Origin of the sequence: Bacteroides salyersiae WAL 10018 = DSM 18765 = JCM 12988, assembly GCF_000381365.1 — a bacterium.
In the GTDB taxonomy this organism is placed as follows: domain Bacteria; phylum Bacteroidota; class Bacteroidia; order Bacteroidales; family Bacteroidaceae; genus Bacteroides; species Bacteroides salyersiae.
The window spans coordinates 1,087,419-1,104,119 of the sequence record NZ_KB905466.1 but is presented as its reverse complement, the minus strand read 5'-3'; the positions used below and the strand labels follow the sequence as shown (position 1 = coordinate 1,104,119).

At 42.7% G+C, this 16,701-nt stretch carries 12 protein-coding genes and 1 pseudogene; 9 read left to right on the top strand and 4 right to left on the bottom strand.

Annotated elements, in window-relative coordinates; genetic code table 11:
• Window positions 1-114: 114 nt before the first annotated feature.
• Entirely contained in the window at window positions 115-2,157 is a 2,043-nt protein-coding gene (locus HMPREF1532_RS04415) for an AAA family ATPase (RefSeq protein WP_005925385.1), read from the bottom strand.
• A 21-nt stretch (window positions 2,158-2,178) separates the two neighbouring features.
• Window positions 2,179-2,964, bottom strand: a complete 786-nt coding sequence (locus tag HMPREF1532_RS04410; protein ID WP_005925382.1) for a Cof-type HAD-IIB family hydrolase — start codon at window positions 2,962-2,964, stop codon at window positions 2,179-2,181.
• A 185-nt stretch (window positions 2,965-3,149) separates the two neighbouring features.
• Between HMPREF1532_RS04410 and HMPREF1532_RS04405 the strand changes: the two genes are divergently transcribed.
• The 9 genes and pseudogenes from HMPREF1532_RS04405 to HMPREF1532_RS04370 all read left to right on the top strand — a co-directional run bounded on the left by HMPREF1532_RS04405 (window position 3,150) and on the right by HMPREF1532_RS04370 (window position 14,943).
• A complete protein-coding gene (locus tag HMPREF1532_RS04405; RefSeq protein ID WP_005925379.1) occupies window positions 3,150-4,316 on the top strand; it encodes a MalY/PatB family protein in 1,167 nt (388 codons plus the stop codon).
• Window positions 4,317-4,353: 37 nt separating this feature from the next.
• Window positions 4,354-5,592 carry a PLP-dependent transferase gene (locus HMPREF1532_RS04400; protein ID WP_005925377.1) on the top strand — a complete coding sequence of 413 codons (1,239 nt, stop codon included), beginning with the start codon at window positions 4,354-4,356 and terminating at the stop codon, window positions 5,590-5,592.
• 564 nt (window positions 5,593-6,156) lie between these two features.
• Window positions 6,157-7,758, top strand: a complete 1,602-nt coding sequence (locus HMPREF1532_RS04395) for a sensor histidine kinase (RefSeq protein WP_005925374.1) — start codon at window positions 6,157-6,159, stop codon at window positions 7,756-7,758.
• A 449-nt stretch (window positions 7,759-8,207) separates the two neighbouring features.
• Window positions 8,208-8,339: pseudogene (locus tag HMPREF1532_RS22005) on the top strand (SPFH domain-containing protein); the annotation flags it as partial.
• 21 nt (window positions 8,340-8,360) lie between these two features.
• Entirely contained in the window at window positions 8,361-9,638 is a 1,278-nt protein-coding gene (locus HMPREF1532_RS04390; protein WP_374693090.1) for an alpha/beta hydrolase, read from the top strand.
• Between the two features lie 80 nt (window positions 9,639-9,718).
• Window positions 9,719-9,916 carry a type II toxin-antitoxin system antitoxin gene (locus HMPREF1532_RS04385; RefSeq protein WP_025819216.1) on the top strand — a complete coding sequence of 66 codons (198 nt, stop codon included), beginning with the start codon at window positions 9,719-9,721 and terminating at the stop codon, window positions 9,914-9,916.
• Between the two features lie 202 nt (window positions 9,917-10,118).
• Window positions 10,119-10,487 (top strand): BlaI/MecI/CopY family transcriptional regulator, encoded by a 369-nt coding sequence (locus HMPREF1532_RS04380; RefSeq protein ID WP_005925365.1) that lies wholly within the window; start codon window positions 10,119-10,121, stop codon window positions 10,485-10,487.
• A 24-nt stretch (window positions 10,488-10,511) separates the two neighbouring features.
• On the top strand, window positions 10,512-12,659 hold the full coding sequence (locus HMPREF1532_RS04375) for a M56 family metallopeptidase (RefSeq protein ID WP_005925362.1): 2,148 nt from the start codon (window positions 10,512-10,514) through the stop codon (window positions 12,657-12,659).
• A 247-nt stretch (window positions 12,660-12,906) separates the two neighbouring features.
• Window positions 12,907-14,943 (top strand): tetratricopeptide repeat-containing sensor histidine kinase, encoded by a 2,037-nt coding sequence (locus HMPREF1532_RS04370; protein ID WP_005925359.1) that lies wholly within the window; start codon window positions 12,907-12,909, stop codon window positions 14,941-14,943.
• A gap of 24 nt (window positions 14,944-14,967) precedes the next feature.
• On the opposite strand, the gene miaA is transcribed toward HMPREF1532_RS04370, so the two are convergent.
• Both miaA and HMPREF1532_RS04360 read right to left on the bottom strand, forming a co-directional pair.
• Window positions 14,968-15,876, bottom strand: coding sequence for a tRNA (adenosine(37)-N6)-dimethylallyltransferase MiaA (gene miaA / locus HMPREF1532_RS04365; protein ID WP_005925356.1), 909 nt, complete (start codon window positions 15,874-15,876; stop codon window positions 14,968-14,970).
• 228 nt (window positions 15,877-16,104) lie between these two features.
• The gene (locus HMPREF1532_RS04360) at window positions 16,105-16,665 is read right to left on the bottom strand and encodes an IS1096 element passenger TnpR family protein (RefSeq protein ID WP_005925353.1); all 561 of its coding nucleotides are present in this window, start codon (window positions 16,663-16,665) and stop codon (window positions 16,105-16,107) included.
• Window positions 16,666-16,701 lie beyond the last annotated feature (36 nt).

The window sequence follows — 16,701 nt, the reverse complement described above, 5'->3', positions numbered from 1 at the left end:
GCAAAACTAATGAAAAGTTTTCTATTTATTAGTCTGTGGCTTATGAATTTAAGTTCTAAATTCATATTATTTACCGAAAGGAATCCGGTATGGAGTCCCGGAGGTATTTATATATTACTTTTTATCATCCTTATTCCCATCGCTTGTCGTACTTCCCTGCTCCGAAAGTGCTTTCTTGAGTTCTTCGGCGATACGCCATTGGATAGCGGCTTCTACCTCCTTACCGGCTTTCAGCAGGGCGTCACCGAAAAGTTCATGTGCTTTGGCATGCTCCGGCTTCAGTGAAGTTGCTTTGTCGAGATCGGCGATTGCTCCTTCTGTTTCTTCTGTTTTCAGACGGAGTTTCCCCCGGTTGTAAAAAGCTTTGAAATTAGCCGGGCTGATGCGTATGGCGGTATTGAAGCAATTTTCGGCATCGAACCACTCCTTGTTGTTGAACAAAGTGATTCCTTTCCGGATCCAAGCATCCGTATAATCCGGATAAAGTTCCAGCGCTTTATCGTAGTTTGCCAGTGCGGCGCGCGCATCGTGTGCCTGCGTGATACATTCGTTTCCCATCAACAGGTATTCGCGGGCGTATTTTTTCAGATACTCCTGTTGGCTTCGCATTTGTTCTTTCAATTGCCGGTTTTGCTCGCGCAGTGTGTTGATTACTTCCAGTTTCCGGCGGATAAATCTCCGGGGCACGGGTTTCTCTATGTCATACCGCGAATGGATGGCACGGAAAAATTGTTCCAGACACTCTTCCATATCTCCACGGTCGAATGCACGGACAGCCGCTACATATTGCACATCGGCTTGCGCTTGTTTCAAAGCTTTGTCTATTGCCTGCCGGTTGTTGAAACGTTGGGCGAAGTTTACGATTTCCTGCCGTACAAAAATATCAGCGCGGTTGATCGGTTTCTTCAATTGGATACCTTCCAGTGAGGTGCAACGGCTGAGTGCCACATAGGCTTGTCCGCCGGCAAAGACACCGCCCGTGAAGTCGATGACCACCCGGCTGAAAGTCAGTCCCTGACTTTTGTGCACTGTGATGGCCCATGCCAGCCGGATAGGGTATTGGGTGAAAGTGCCCAACACTTCTTCTTCAATCTCTTTTTTCTCTTCGTTGTACCGGTATCGGATGTTTCGCCAGGAATCGGGTTTTACATCACATTCTTTTCCGTCGTCGGTTATTACATAGATGGTGCCGTCCTCGTCGTCGATGCCGGATATGGTACCGATCGTTCCGTTTACCCAACGGCGGTCGTAATCGTTTTTGATGAAAATGATCTGTGCACCCGGTTTTAATATCAAATCTTTGGAGGTAGGCAAACTGCTTTCCGGAAAATCTCCTTCGATTTCTCCCTCAAAGGTGACCGGTTCACCGGGAAGTTCCGCCAGTTTTTTATCATTAATGTAGTCTACATTGTCTCTCCGGGTGGCAAGGGTGATGTACATATCTTCCTCGTTCTGTTCTATCTGCGTGCCATAGCGTGTGTTCAGCAGTTGCAGATCGGCTGCACCGGCAGTGTTATTGCGGATATGGTCGAGCACGCTGACAAATACCGGATCGGTCTGCCGGTATACTTTCTGTAATTCGATGGATACGAGGTCTATCTCGCTGAATACGCGGGCGGAGAAGAAATAGGGGGTGGGATAGAAACGGTTCAGAATTTCCCGTTCGTCATTTTTTACGACCGGTTCCAGTTGGAATACATCGCCGACGAGCAGGATTTGTTTCCCGCCGAACGGCTCGCGCAGATTACGGGAGTAAACGCGCAGGATGCGGTCTACGGCATCTATGATATCCGCACGTACCATCGAGATCTCATCGATGATGACCAGTTCGATCTGTTCGAGCAGCTTGCGGTGTGGTTTGGCATACTTGAAAAACTCATGGATGCGTCCGCGTTGAAGGCTCAAGTTCGGATCGTCCGGCAGGATGGGATAAAAAGGAAGTTTGAAGAAGCTGTGCATCGTGCTTCCTCCGGCATTGATTGCGGCAATGCCGGTAGGAGCAAGAACGACATATTTCTTTTTCGTATTGGCACAGATATGCCGTAGGAATGTGGATTTACCCGTACCGGCTTTTCCTGTCAGAAAGACGGACTGCCGGGTATATTGGATGAGGTTCAGCGCATCCTGAAACTCTTTGTTGTCAGTATCTACGGTCATATGGAAGTACCTTTCCGGTGGCTAAATTATTCCGAAGTGTTTCAATGCTTTGGCAATTCCGTCGTCATCAATGGAAGCAGTCACATAGTCTGCCGCCTGTTTCACTTCCTCCTTGGCATTGCCCATGGCTACACCGATAGCGGCATGGCGCAACATACTGATATCGTTACCGCCGTCACCGAACGACATCGTCTCTTCCAGCTTGAAGCCGAAACGGGCTATTATTTCATCGATACCTTTCTGCTTCGTATTTCCTTTTGCCGTGATATCTGCAAAAGCCGGGAACCAACGGCCGGACTCGCAATTGGGAATTTGAGGTTGTATTTCTGTTTCCTCTTCTACGGTGACAAACGGAGTCATCTGGAAAATCTCTTCCTGCACGGCTTCTTCAAAAGTCTTTACGGGAATTTCGTCTACATGCAGGAAATCATAAAAGATATCGTGAACCAATTTATTGGGCTGGCATACGGATATCGTATGTTCTCCTACAAATATGCAGGGGTATCCTTTCTGTTCACAAACCTGTGCCAGTGCCCGTACCTCTCCGGCAGGAATGGCGCTTTTGTAAATCACTTCATCACCTACGAAACAGTAGGCACCGTTCATCGTGATGTAACCGTCTATCAATCCCCGGTCCTGTATATCCGCCAGATTGTTGATAATCGCTTTGGGGCGTCCTGTGGCAATAAAGATTTTAATGCCTTTTTCGTGGGCAATGGTCAGTGCCTCGATGGTAGATGCAGGAATGGCATGAGTTTCGAAACTCACCAATGTTCCGTCAATATCAAAAAACAGGGCTTTCGTCATATTATGTTTTTTAGAGTGCACAAAAATACGAAAAAGAAATCAAGGCGAGCTTGATTTATGTCATATCCTCTACCACAATTGTGGTATTTTTGTTCTTCTTAAAGTAAATTTCTCTCTCCTGCTTTCATTTTGCAACAGATGAGTTGTACATTTGCAAGCAGATAACCGCAAAAATGAAATGTAAGATGAAATACAATTTCGATGAAATAATAGATCGTCACGGAACGGATTCCGTAAAATGGGATGCCGTCAGCGAGCGTTGGGGACGAAATGATTTGCTTCCCATGTGGGTGGCGGATATGGATTTCCGTACTCCTCCGTTTGTGATGGATGCACTGAAGAAACGTTTGGAGCACGAGATACTGGGATATACTTTTGCCTGCGAAGAATGGTATACTTCCATTATAAATTGGTTGCAGCAGCGCTATCATTGGGAAGTGACCCGCGAGATGCTTACTTTTATGCCCGGTATTGTTCGCGGATTGGCGTTTGCCATACAGTGTTTTACGGAAAAAGGGGATAAGGTAATGGTAATGCCGCCGGTGTATCATCCTTTCTTTTTGGTGACGGAGAAGAATCAGCGTGAGGTGGTTTACAGCCCGTTGGTGCTTCGGTACGGTCAATACCAGATTGATTTCGAGCGTTTCCGTAAAGATGTGCAAGGGTGTAAAATGCTTATTTTAAGTAATCCTCACAATCCGGGCGGGCGTGTATGGACGCTTGAAGAGTTGGAACAGATAGCGGAAATTTGTTATGAAAGCGGTACACTGGTCATTTCTGATGAGATTCATGCCGACTTGACATTACCGCCATACAGGCATTCTACTTTTGCGTTGGTATCGGACAAGGCGCGCCGGAACTCCCTTGTGTTTATGTCTCCCAGCAAAGCGTTCAATATGCCGGGACTGGCAAGTTCGTATTGTATCATTGAAGATAGCAGAATACGACATCGTTTTCAGGAGTATATGGAGGCCGGTGAATTAAGCGAGGGGCATTTGTTTGCTTATCTCAGCGTGGCTGCTGCATATAGCAACGGAACCGAATGGCTCGATCAGGCGATTGCCTATATTCAGGCCAACATCGATTTTACCGATGAATATCTGCGGGCGTATATTCCGGCCATCCGCATGATTCGTCCGCAGGCTTCTTATCTCATATTTCTCGATTGCCGGGGCTTGGGACTGGCTCAGAAAGAATTGGTCGGTCTTTTTGTGGACGGTGCACATCTGGCGCTTAATGACGGCACCACTTTCGGGAAAGAAGGCGAAGGATTTATGCGGTTGAATGTAGCTTGCCCGCGCAGTGTACTCGAAAAGGCATTGGGGCAACTGCGGGAAGCCTGTAACAGATAGTCCACTTTATACAACATACAACAAAATTGAAAATCTCATGGATAAGAACAGTTTTGAAGCACAACTTCTGCATACTCCTTTTGATAAAGGAGATGCTTATCATTCTCTTTCCATGCCGGTATACAATACGGCTGCTTATGAATTCGACACGGCGGAAGCCATGGAAGAGGCTTTTTGCGGACGCACGGCCGATCATGCCTATTCGCGGATAACCAATCCTACTGTTCAGTATTTCGAGAAACGCATCCGGACCATTACAGGTGCGCTGAGTGTGACGGCTCTGAATTCCGGTATGGCGGCTGTCAGTAATGTTTTCATTACGTTGGCCCGATCCGGTGCGAACATTGTCACCTCTCCCCATCTGTTTGGCAATACTTATTCTTTTTTCAAAAGTACTTTAGCGGCATTTGGAGTCGAAGTGCGTTTTTGCGACCTTACAAATCCGGACGAAGTCCGTGAGCGGGCAGATGAAAATACTTGTGCGGTTTTTCTTGAAGTTATCACGAATCCTCAACTCGAGGTTGCCGATTTGAAAGCGCTTGCCGGCATTGCCCATCAGGTGGGAGCCCCTTTGGTAGCAGATACGACTGTTATTCCTTTTCATACATTCCATGCCCGTGAATTCGGGATAGATATTGAGGTTGTTTCCAGTACCAAATATATTTCCGGTGGCGCGACCAGTTTGGGTGGGCTTATTCTTGATTACGGTACGCTGGATTGGAGCCGTTCGAAGAAACTGGGCCCGGTGGGGGCGCAATTCGGTAATGCTGCTTTTACAGCCAAACTTCGTAAAGAGATTCATCGCAATTTAGGAGCTTATATGACTCCGCAGGTGGCTTATATGCAAAGTCTTGGCTTGGAAACAATGGAAGTTCGTTATGCACGGCAGGCGTCCACATGTCTGGAATTGGCAGAACGCTTGCAGAATTTTCCTCAGATAGAGGCGGTTAATTATACCGGACTTGCATCCAATCCGTTTTATCGGTTGAGTACGGAGCAGTTTGGCCCTTATCCCGGAGCGATGCTGACATTTGATCTCGCTTCGCGTGAGGCCTGTTTCCGTTTTATGAATCGTCTGCAACTTATCCGCAGGGCAACTAACCTGTTTGATAATAAAACGCTTGCCATTCATCCTGCCAGCACTATTTATGGCACTTTCACCGAAGAACAAAGGCAAAGTATGGATATCAGCCAGAAAACAATCCGCCTTTCCGTCGGTCTTGAAAATATAGAAGACTTATTGGCTGATATGGGCCGGGCATTCACGGCGGACTGATGTGCAGATCGGTATGTATCCTTCTTATTAAATGTTTCAACTGTATGAAACTCATCGTTCCAACCGTATGAAACCATTTGTTCCAACTGTATGAAACTGTCCGTTTCATCCGTATGAAACCAATGGTTTCCCGGTGTGGAACCGATCGTTTCTCGGTGTGAAACTGAATTCATCCTACCGGGCTGACTGGTTTCATATACCGGTACTGCTATCCGATATCATGACAGTACTACCGGATGGAGCATCTGAAAATCCTTGTTGATTAATAAAATACGATAGGTTGCATTGACAGGATGCGGCGGGAAAGCCTAATGTAATTTATTTCAATAACTTTTTGAAAAAGAATATTCTTTCTTGAAATCCTTCTTCTCTTTGTCTTGTAAAGTAAATTAGCTTTGTCGAATTTTGTTCTTGTCTTAAAAAGGGAAGGATGCCCGGACCGAGGCAGGATGGAATGCGACCGTTTTTCTCTAAAAGTTTGTATATTAGCAGCTTGAAGACTATGCAAAGGAGGCGTTTTTATGCTTGTTTTGAACGTCTCTAACCCTAAGGTTTAAAAGTTATATGAGCAAGAGCGCAGAGAGTTTGAGTACATTTCTACTTCATTTTTTAGAGAGATTGAACGACTATGAATCGATCGAGAAAAAGGTGATGGGATCATTAACGGATATTTGTGATTATTGTGGATTCAAGAGAGGATTTGTTTATCAGACAGACGGATTCCGTTATTTTTATTTGAAAGAGACGGTTGGGAATGAGGATAATACTCTGAGATCCCGTTTTGAAATGGGCGAGATGACCAAACAACATTTGGCACGTGCAAAAGATAAGAAGGAACCTTTCTGTGTCGATGGTTATGAGGGTAGCTCGTTGGCTGATATCGATATCATGGATTTTTATAAGGTAAAATCCTTATTGATCCGGCACTTTGAAGATACCGAAGGGAAAATAATCGGCTTTATCGGATTTGCCGACAGGGAAGAGGGCGCTTCTTCTTTTACCAAAGAGGAGTCGCAGGCCATTTATCTTGCGTTGGGTGCGCTTTCTAAAGAAATATCGATCAGAGAGTATAAAGAAAGAGAAGTACGTGCGAGTAAGACATTGGGCAGTATCATGAATAATATGGGAGTCGATATATACGTCAACTCGTTTGATTCTCATGATATGCTGTATGCCAATGAATCTATGGCGGCTCCCTACGGCGGTATAGAGCATTTCGAGGGGAAGAAGTGCTGGCAGGCGCTTTATACCGATAAAACGGGAGAGTGCGAGTTTTGTCCGAAGAGACATTTGATCGATGAGAACGGTTTGCCTACCAAAGTCTATTCCTGGGATTATCAGCGTCCGTTTGATAAGTGCTGGTTTCGCGTATTCAGTGCTGCCTTTGCTTGGATAGACGGACAAATGGCACATGTCATTACCAGTGTCGACATCGACCATCAAAAGAAAATAGAGGAAGAATTAAGAATTGCGAAAGAGAAAGCAGAAAATCTGGATCGCTTGAAGTCGGCTTTTCTGGCCAATATGAGTCATGAAATTCGTACTCCGTTAAATTCGATTGTAGGCTTTGCCAGCCTTCTGGCCGAGTCGGAGGACAAAGAAGAACGCGAGGAGTATCTTGCCATCATGCAAGAAAATTCGGAGTTGCTTTTGCAATTGATATCCGATATTCTGGATTTGTCGAAGATAGAGGCAGGTACGCTTGACTTTAATATGGGTTATTTGAACGTCAAGGATTTATGTGAGGATATTGTTCGTTACTATGATATTAAAGAGGATAAGGAAGTTCCTGTTGTACTTGCTCCCGATTTGCCCGATTATCGCATCTATAGTGATAAAAAACGCTTGATGCAGGTTATTATAAACTTTATCAACAATGCCTTGAAATTTACGCATGAGGGGCAGGTTCTTCTTGACTATCATTTTGAGGAAAACGATAATCAAATCGAATTTTCGGTTACAGATACGGGCATAGGAATTGCTCCGGAAAAAGCCGGTAAAGTTTTCGACCGTTTCGTAAAGCTCAATACCTTTTCAAAAGGTACCGGGTTAGGGCTTTCTATCTGCCGGAGTATTGTTGATCATTTGAAGGGGAGTATCGGTGTTGAATCAGAATTGGGGGTTGGCAGCCGTTTTTGGTTTACACATCCTTATGAAGTCGAATAAAAAAACATTTTATTTTTATCTTTTTTAATTTGTGGGCATTCCATCGCTTTTTTAAATCTTTTTCGGGAACGGCTTTTGACAAAATTAACTGTGATAGTCGTTAGGGCATACTCCCTATTTTGTTACAAAGGTCTGAGTCGGGGATGGCAAGAGGTCGGTTACCGGGTGTCTGTCTTTTCCTTCTTGAAATGTTTATCCGGAAAAACTGATCATACGACTTTTCTTCACATTATATGGTAATGGATCCATGTACCAATATGCCAATATATCGATGTACCAACGTACCAATGATATACGGTATGTAACGCAGCCAGTTGGTATATGGGTACATTAGTAGATTGCTACGTCGTTTTTCTGTAATAAACGTTAATAGCACGCTCTTTTTCCTGTTTTCTATTGCTCGTTTGAATATAAGAATAATATATTTGTGATATCAAAATGATATCATTGAAAACTTTGTGATGATCCAGAGTGATGCGGCACTTTGGCAGGTAGCCGGACAATATGCTTATGATGATAGCGAAACTAATACGGAAGAACTTACTCTTCGTTCCGGCGGTGAAGAGATTAACGAATCATTAATTAAAATATTGGAAGGAATCATGTTACAACGGATTGTAATATTGTTAATTGTTCTTTTAGGAATTCTGCAACCTGCGGATGCCCAAAATCATAAAGCAAATTTAAAAAGTGCCGAACGTTTATATAAGTTTATTGTTGCAGGGCAAGGGGATAGCGTACATGTGCGTATGAGTGATACCATTCGTAAGAAGGTGGCCCCGGTGGTGTTTAGTGACAGTTTCCGGCAGTTGGAGAAACAGATGGGGAAATTTAAATCCCGGGGAAAGTGGAAAACGGAAATGGCGGAAGGGATCACGATGTATCATTGCGATGTACGTTTTGAAAAGAACTCTATGCGATTCACCGTCGTATTCGACGAGGACGGCAGGGCAAGCACGCTTACCTTTACCCCGGCTACTTCTGTTGTTGACGCTAAGCCTATGAAGTTCAATAAAAAGAGGTTGGAGGAAAAAAGTGTGGAGATTTCTACCGATACTTTCCGGCTACCCGGCACATTAACTCTCCCTAAAGGAGGTTCCCGTCTTCCCGTACTGATCCTTGTACATGGTTCCGGCCCGAATGATCGCGATGAAACATTGGGCCCTAATAAACCTTTTCGCGATATAGCTTGGGGATTGGCTGAACAAGGCATAGCTGTTTTGCGTTACGATAAGCGTACCAAGGTGTATGGTACGGCAGCATATCCTCAAGGAGTGGAAGCGACTTTCGATAATGAAGTGGTAGATGATGTGATTTCGGCCGTTCGTTTAGTGAAATCATTGCCGGAGATTGACTCTGCAAGAGTCTATGTGTTGGGGCATAGTTTAGGCGGGATGTTAGTCCCGCGTATCGCACAACGGGCCGGTGAGGGATGTTTGGGCGGTATTATCAGTTTGGCCGGACCGGTGCGGAAGATGGAACAGCTATTGACCGAGCAAATGACATATATCTCTTCTCTTTCGGGTACGCAGCCGGATGTGAAAGCGGCGGTAGAGCAGGTGATGAATTCGCTTCCGGAGTCATACCGGAAAATGGAAACAGAATACCAACCGGTCGAGGTAGCCCGGATGTTGAAACTTCCTTTCCTTGTGTTACAGGGTGAACGTGACTATCAGGTGACGATGCAGGATTTCGGAATGTGGCGCTTTGGATTGTATCGTAATCCGAATGTGCTTTTTAAGTCGTATCCTAAATTGAACCATGCCTTACAGGAGGGGAGTGGGAAATCTACCCCTTTTGAATATACACATCTCAGTCCTGTACCGGAATATGTCATAAAGGATATTGCTGATTTTATAAACGGAGTATTTAAACAGTAAATAAATAGTGAATTCCCATTGGTCTCGTTTTTCAGAATGAAATGGTTGGTAATTGGGAATGAATGAGAGGAATTAATATTGTGGCTAAAAAAGAATCTTCAACCAAGAGTTTTGTCCTGCGGGTAGATGCTGAAACAATGGATGCCATCGAAAAGTGGGCAGCCGATGAGTTTCGCAGCACAAATGGTCAGCTTCAATGGATTATTGCCGAAGCCTTGAAAAAGAGTGGGCGGATGAGAGGAATGAAAGAAGTAAATAATGAAATAATGAAAGAATGAAAGGCTACGCTATGTAAATGTAATCACGATCATTGCGCAGCCTTTCATTCATTTTTTCATTCCTTCCTTCATTCCTTCGGCCTTTTCTTCTTTCATTCCTTCATTCTTTCCTTCTCTCCATAGCGCTTTAGATATTGTTAACTATAAAAGTTAGTTTATGAACTAAAAAATCTCGTTATTTGCCTTAAATATTGATACAGATATGAAAGGATTAACTGCTAAAGAAGAAGAAATCATGGGCTTTTTCTGGAAGAAAGGCCCTCTGTTTGTGAAAGAAATGCTGGCTTTTTATGATGAACCGAAACCGCATTTCAATACATTATCTACTATTGTCCGGGGATTGGAGGATAAAGGATTCCTTGCCCATAAAACTTATGGAAATACCTATCAATATTATGCAACGGTCAGTGCAGAAGATTTTCATAAAGGAACACTGAAAAATGTTATCCGTAAGTATTTCAATAATTCTTATCTCAGTGCCGTCTCTTCATTAGTCAGTGAGGAAGACATTTCGCTTGATGATCTTAAGCAGCTTATACGTGAAGTGGAAAATGCACATAATAAAAAATAGAATGTGCCATAAAAGAAAAAACTTATGGGAACCTTTTTTGTCTACATACTGAAATCATCTGTTTGCCTCGCACTATTCTATCTTTTTTATAGGTTGTTGCTGAGCAAAGAAACTTTTCATCGCTTTAATCGGGTCGCTTTATTGGGAATACTTTTTTTGTCGTTGCTTATCCCATTGCTTGAGGTGACTACTGCGCAACCCACAGAGATGGCGCATACCATGCTGACTTTGGAACAGCTTCTTGCAATGGTTGATTTCTACTCTCAGGATACTGTGGCTGTCGCTCCGGTTGAGGTAAAAGAGATTACTTTATCCGGCATTCAGATCACCCTGGTCATTTACCTTGCCGGTATCGTGTTTTTCGCTTGCCGTAATATTTATTCGCTTATCCGTTTGTTTTTGTTACTCCGTTCGGGCAGAAAGGAGATATTTCATTCCGGTATTAGGCTCATTATACATAATAAAGAAATCGCTCCTTTCAGTTGGATGAAATATATCGTTATCTCTGAGGCCGATCTTGAGGAGAATGGACGTGAAATACTCATTCATGAAACTGCCCATATCAGCAATCATCATTCTGTTGATCTGTTGGTTGCAGATCTATGTATCTTTTTTCAATGGTTCAATCCCGCATCGTGGTTACTGAAACAAGAACTGCAAAACATTCATGAATACGAAGCGGATGAGACAGTGATCAAAGAAGGTGTTGATGCAAAGCAATATCAATTATTATTAATAAAAAAAGCTGTCGGCACAAGGCTCTACTCTATGGCCAACAGCTTTAATCACAGTACACTTAAAAAACGTATCACTATGATGTTAAAAGAAAAATCAAATCCTTGGGCACGTTTGAAGTATTTGTATGTACTTCCGTTAGCAGCTATTGCAGTAACTGCTTTTGCCCGTCCCGAAATCTCTCAAAAAGCAAAAGAGATTTCTGCTGTCAAAGTTAATGATTTAGCGGCAATTGTAGAAACAAAAACGGTGGAAAATGTTGCTTCCGGGGTAAATGCAGTGGTGAATCTTACTGATGTTCCGGAGATTTCTGTAGTAAAGGACACGGCAGATGTGAAGAAAAAGGAGACTGCTGGAAAATCGTCTGAAGACGGTGTCTTTTGGGTTGCAGAGAAAATGCCTGAATTTCCGGGTGGCAATGGAGCTGTAGCGGAATATGTACGGGAGAATATGAAATATCCTGCGATAGCGAAAGAGAAGGGTACACAAGGTCGTGTTATCGTACAGTTTGTTGTCAACAAGAAAGGTAAGATTGTTTCTCCAAAGGTAGCCCGGAGCGTTGATCCTGATTTGGATAAAGAAGCTATCCGGCTCATAAAGAGCATGCCGGATTGGATACCTGGAACGCAGGGAGGTAAAGCAGTAGATGTGAAATATACACTTCCGGTATCTTTCCGGCTTGATGGCGACAGTTCGGCAAATGCCAATACCGCTTCTTCGGAAGAGAAAACGGGCGGACCACTTTTCATAATCGACGGTAAAGAAGCGGCTCCAAATACAATCAATGCGATCGATCCGAACTGGATAAAATCAATCAGTGTCTTGAAAGATGCATCGGCAACGGCAATCTATGGTTCTCGTGCAAAAGAGGGGGCTATTATCATAACTTTGATGACCAAGGAAGAATATCAGGCCAAACAAAATGAAAAGACGTTAGGTGATAAGATAGATGCTCTTCAAAATAAGCTTAATTCCAATGATGTAAAAAAAGTCTCTTACTTTTTGGATGATAAAGAAGTATCTGATACCGAACTCCAGACATTGAGACAAAATAAGGCAAGTGAATATGATGTAGTGACTGTAGAGACAGACGGTAAACCGGCGGTGAAAATAAAAACAAAACCTGTATCCAATATTACGATACGTGGTCTTAAAGGTACAGTTAAAAGCGTCAATGGTACACCTGTATTCCCGGATACATCCGATAATGAAAATAGGGTGGTAGGAAAAGTTTGTGATACGGATGGTAATCCGGTTATCGGAGCTTGTGTGTTAGTTGAAGGAACAACTATAGGAACAGTTACCGATCTTAATGGAACTTTTAAGTTGGAAACCCTGAAAGGTTCTGTTCTTTCTGTCAGCTATATCGATATGCAAACGGCAAAAGTTAAGGTAGAAGATGCCGGTCCGCTGATTATTACCTTGAAAGCAGATTGAAAAAAATCTAAGAAACACAAAAAGAAATCCTATAAAAATCAAAACAGTTTCTAACTCTCTCTCTTAATTGTTTTAGCAAGGGGTGTCGGTCATTGAAGGCAAGATGCTCCTTGCTCTTTTTGTATTGTATTCTTATTCCTTACCTTGAGTTTCCGAAAATTGTATCTTCGTATATAAAAATTGAATGAGTTTTTAGGAATATTTATAGAAAATACATTTCTTTGCAAGGCAAACGAATTTTAATATTATGCAAAAATTTATATTCCTTTTTCTATTTCTGCTTTCCTCTTTTGCAGTTGCTGCACAAAATGATGAAACACAGCAGTATGATTCAATCTTGTCGGTAATGAAAAATAAATCTATCCCCTTGATGGAGCGTTATTACATGACCGGGAATATAGAGAATCTTTCACGGGAACATCAGATCGGAGTTTTGAAACAGTTAGTACCCGAAGCGAAAGAATGGGAGGATAAAGCGGTTATTACTCGTTTGTATTCCATTATTTCTTTGTCGGAGACTCAGCTAAGTCATATGGAAGCTGCTAAGAACTATCTGGATAGCGCCTTTGTTTATGAAGGGACTTTTTCTAACAATAATATTGCCGGAATGATGTATTATGCGGCAGGGGTTTATCACGTGACACTGACTGATTTTGTAGAAGCTCAAAAGAATTATTATAAAGCTGCAGAATACTTTAATAGGAATGAACATAAACCGGGTATCTTGACGGATGTGTTCTATAATTTGTCTGTCATTTATGTTTTGTGGCAGGATGAAAAGGGATTAGCCGAACTGATGAAAGACTTGGAGCAGACTCCGGTTGACTTTCCGGTTCAGCAGATTTTGAAATTATCCGTGCAGGCTCAATATTATTATGTACATTATGCGAATACGAAAGATGTTGCTTACCTCGATTCGGCTGCCATGTACAATAATTTAGCGTTTGATGTATACAATACGACGGATAATCCATATGATGTAGGTCATCAGATATCGGATAATTATCTTAGTCAGGCACTCATTTATTGCTTTCAGGGAAAGATTCAGGAAGCGAGAAACTGCTTTGAGACAGGGCGGAAATTGATGAATCCGAAACAGTTCGATTCGGATGCGCGTATCTTATATATTTCGGGAATGATCTCTTATTATTTAGGAGATTATTCACAGGCAGAAAACAGTCTTCGGACTGCGTTGGAACAACTGGAATCGTTAAGTGAAGAAAAACAGATAAATTATGATGAATCCATTGTTTCCAGCTATTTGATACTTGCCAAAGTATATGAGGAACAGAAACTTTATGATAAAGCGTTGGAAGCCGAACGCCAATCCATGCTGTTTTCCAGACGGCTGTATGAACAAAATACGCGAAGAGAGATAAACACACTTCGCGTGAAGTACAATCTGGATCAGGCCGAACGCAACGTAAAGCAGCTTACCGTACTTAGTGAACAGCGTGCACGTATCAACCAACTTGTGATAGGGATGATGGTACTGGCATTGGTTGTTATTTTCCTGTTAGCCGTTCGTTACCGTTCGCGTCAGAGGTTGAATGCTCATCTGTTACAGATTGCCGATTTGAAACAACAGGAGGCTGATCTGACTATAGAACTTCAGAAAGCCAAATTGGAAGAAAAAGAAAATGAATTTCAAGTTATGGTGAACGAGGCGCGGCAACGTAGGGTGCAGTCTTATCTGGAAGGATTGGAGGTAGAACGTAATCGTCTTGCCCGTGAACTCCATGATAATGTATCGAATGAATTGGTGGCTATCCGTATGGAGATAGAGGGAGGTAAAAGTACGCCTCAAGAAATAATGAATACTCTTAAAACATTGCATACGGAAGTACGGGCTATTTCGCATGATCTGATGCCGCCTGTGTTTAAGTATGCCACCCTACCGGAAATATTGGAGGATTATGTATCGCAACGCGATAAACCGGGCAAGACAGAAATCACATTATCGATTCAACCGGAAGAAGGATGGGAAAACATACCGCAAAATACAGGATTGGAGATTTATCGCATCATACAGGAGGTCACCGGAAATGCGTTGAAACATGCGGAAGCCAGCCGGATAGACATAAGCTTATTATGGAATGAGAACAGAATAGAGATTATGGTTGCTGATAACGGGAAAGGTTTTGATAAAGAACGCAAAGGCACAGGTATTGGTATGAATATCATTAGAGAGCGAGTCCGCAATCTGAAAGGACAATTAAGAATAGATACTGCTCCGGGAAAAGGTACAAAAATACAGGTAGAACTTTCTACCGGTGATTTGTGACTTGATCGGTGAGTTGTCGTTTCTTTAATGATATCCCATATTTTGTAGTACTTGCATGATCTCTTTTTCCTGATCAGGGTGAAACCACTGTATCTCTTCGTCCCGTTTGAACCAGGTCATCTGTTTACGCGAATAGATACGTGAGTTCTGTTTTATCTTCTCAATGGCAAAAGGGAGTTCCCAAGTTCCGTCCAGATAATTGAAGATTTCTTTGTAGCCTACTGTATTGAGTGAGTTAAGCGGGCGATAGGGATATACATTCCGGACCTCCTCAAGCAACCCTTCTTCCATCATTACATCTACCCGGTGGTTGATGCGATTGTAAAGTTCGGCCCGGTCACGTGTCAATCCTATTTTTATAATGCGGAAAGGGCGTTCTTTTCTTTTTTGTGTCCGGAAAGAAGTATAGGTCTTCCCTGTCATATAACAAATTTCGAGGGCATGGATGACTCGTTTGGGATTCTTTAAATCGACAATTTTGTAATATTCCGGATCGAGCAGTTTCAGTTCGGAGCAGAGATTCTCAAGTCCCTCCGCTTCATATCTTTGCAGCATCATCTCCCGTGTCTCTGTATCTACGGTAGGAATATCGTCAATACCTTTGCATATGGCATCCACATACATCATCGACCCTCCTGTGAGAATGACTACTTCATGTTCTTGAAATAGCCTTTCGAGGATGGTCATTGCTTCCTCCTCGTAACGCGCAGCACTATAATAATCAGTGAGTTTTAGTGTACCTACCAAATAATGAGGTACCCGTTTCAATTGTTCCGGGGTAGGGGCGGCAGTACCTATTTTAAGGTCTGCATAGATCTGTCTGGAATCGGCAGAAACAATGCTTGTATGAAAATGTTCCGCTAACCGGAGGCTTAACTCTGTCTTTCCAACTCCGGTAGGGCCAATAAGGACGATAAGGGTAGGAGAGGGCATAAAAGGATTTACGATTAGATAATTTACAATTAAACGATTGAAGAATCTTGCTTTATTGATGTCTCCGTAAGGGGAGGTGATGGATGATTACAAGATTGGGGAGAGAAAACCCCATTAGGGTTTGGGCATATAATTCGGTTTACGATTAGAGGATTGGCCACTTGGAAGAGTAGTACTTCCAATCGTAAATAGTAAATCGTCTAATCGTAAATCCGATATTATTGGGGCTTATAATTTCTCTTCTTCAAAAGATCCTGCATCAGGTGTACCGCCACCTATATCAAAACCTTCGGCATCAAAGTCCTCAAGGTCGAAATCCTGGTCTCCGTAGAAATTTTCATCCAAATCCAATGAACCACTGGCAGCAGCCATTTCTTCAAAATCCATGGTCTGTTTGGGGGCATCTCCGGTTTTCTTTGTGCATTTAGAGCCTTTCATCTCTTTTCCTGTGATGATTTCAGACAGTTCTATGAAGAAACAACGTTCTGTCATGTAATCAAATACATAGAGCAGTTTCTGCTTTTCATCCTCAATCAGTTCGCTGAGGGTCGTATCTTTCATTACCCAACTGTCTATTTCCGGACTATTATCCATCTCTTCCAATGTAATCTCTTTCTCCTTTTCCCAGTCATCGTCACAAAGGAAAAATGAGGTCATCTGATCGTTGGTATACCCTGTCGATTTCAATATCGCTTCATGGAAGTCATAAAAAGTGGCTTCCGGATCAATTTGTATTTCTCTGACGAAATTATCCACCTCATCAGATATGATGGTAAATCTGTATATCATAATGATAATGTTTTAAATTTTCAATATATATAATAT

Excerpts from the sequence above, each read along its gene's own strand:
- HMPREF1532_RS04360 (WP_005925353.1), bottom strand. The coding sequence starts at position 16,665 with ATGATATACAGATTTACCATCATATCTGATGAGGTGGATAATTTCGTC.
- miaA (WP_005925356.1), bottom strand. The coding sequence starts at position 15,876 with ATGCCCTCTCCTACCCTTATCGTCCTTATTGGCCCTACCGGAGTTGGA.
- HMPREF1532_RS04410 (WP_005925382.1), bottom strand. The coding sequence starts at position 2,964 with ATGACGAAAGCCCTGTTTTTTGATATTGACGGAACATTGGTGAGTTTC.
- HMPREF1532_RS04405 (WP_005925379.1), top strand. The coding sequence starts at position 3,150 with ATGAAATACAATTTCGATGAAATAATAGATCGTCACGGAACGGATTCC.
- HMPREF1532_RS04395 (WP_005925374.1), top strand. The coding sequence starts at position 6,157 with ATGAGCAAGAGCGCAGAGAGTTTGAGTACATTTCTACTTCATTTTTTA.
- HMPREF1532_RS04400 (WP_005925377.1), top strand. The coding sequence starts at position 4,354 with ATGGATAAGAACAGTTTTGAAGCACAACTTCTGCATACTCCTTTTGAT.
- HMPREF1532_RS04415 (WP_005925385.1), bottom strand. The coding sequence starts at position 2,157 with ATGACCGTAGATACTGACAACAAAGAGTTTCAGGATGCGCTGAACCTC.
- HMPREF1532_RS04370 (WP_005925359.1), top strand. The coding sequence starts at position 12,907 with ATGCAAAAATTTATATTCCTTTTTCTATTTCTGCTTTCCTCTTTTGCA.
- HMPREF1532_RS04390 (WP_374693090.1), top strand. The coding sequence starts at position 8,361 with ATGTTACAACGGATTGTAATATTGTTAATTGTTCTTTTAGGAATTCTG.
- HMPREF1532_RS04380 (WP_005925365.1), top strand. The coding sequence starts at position 10,119 with ATGAAAGGATTAACTGCTAAAGAAGAAGAAATCATGGGCTTTTTCTGG.
- HMPREF1532_RS04375 (WP_005925362.1), top strand. The coding sequence starts at position 10,512 with ATGGGAACCTTTTTTGTCTACATACTGAAATCATCTGTTTGCCTCGCA.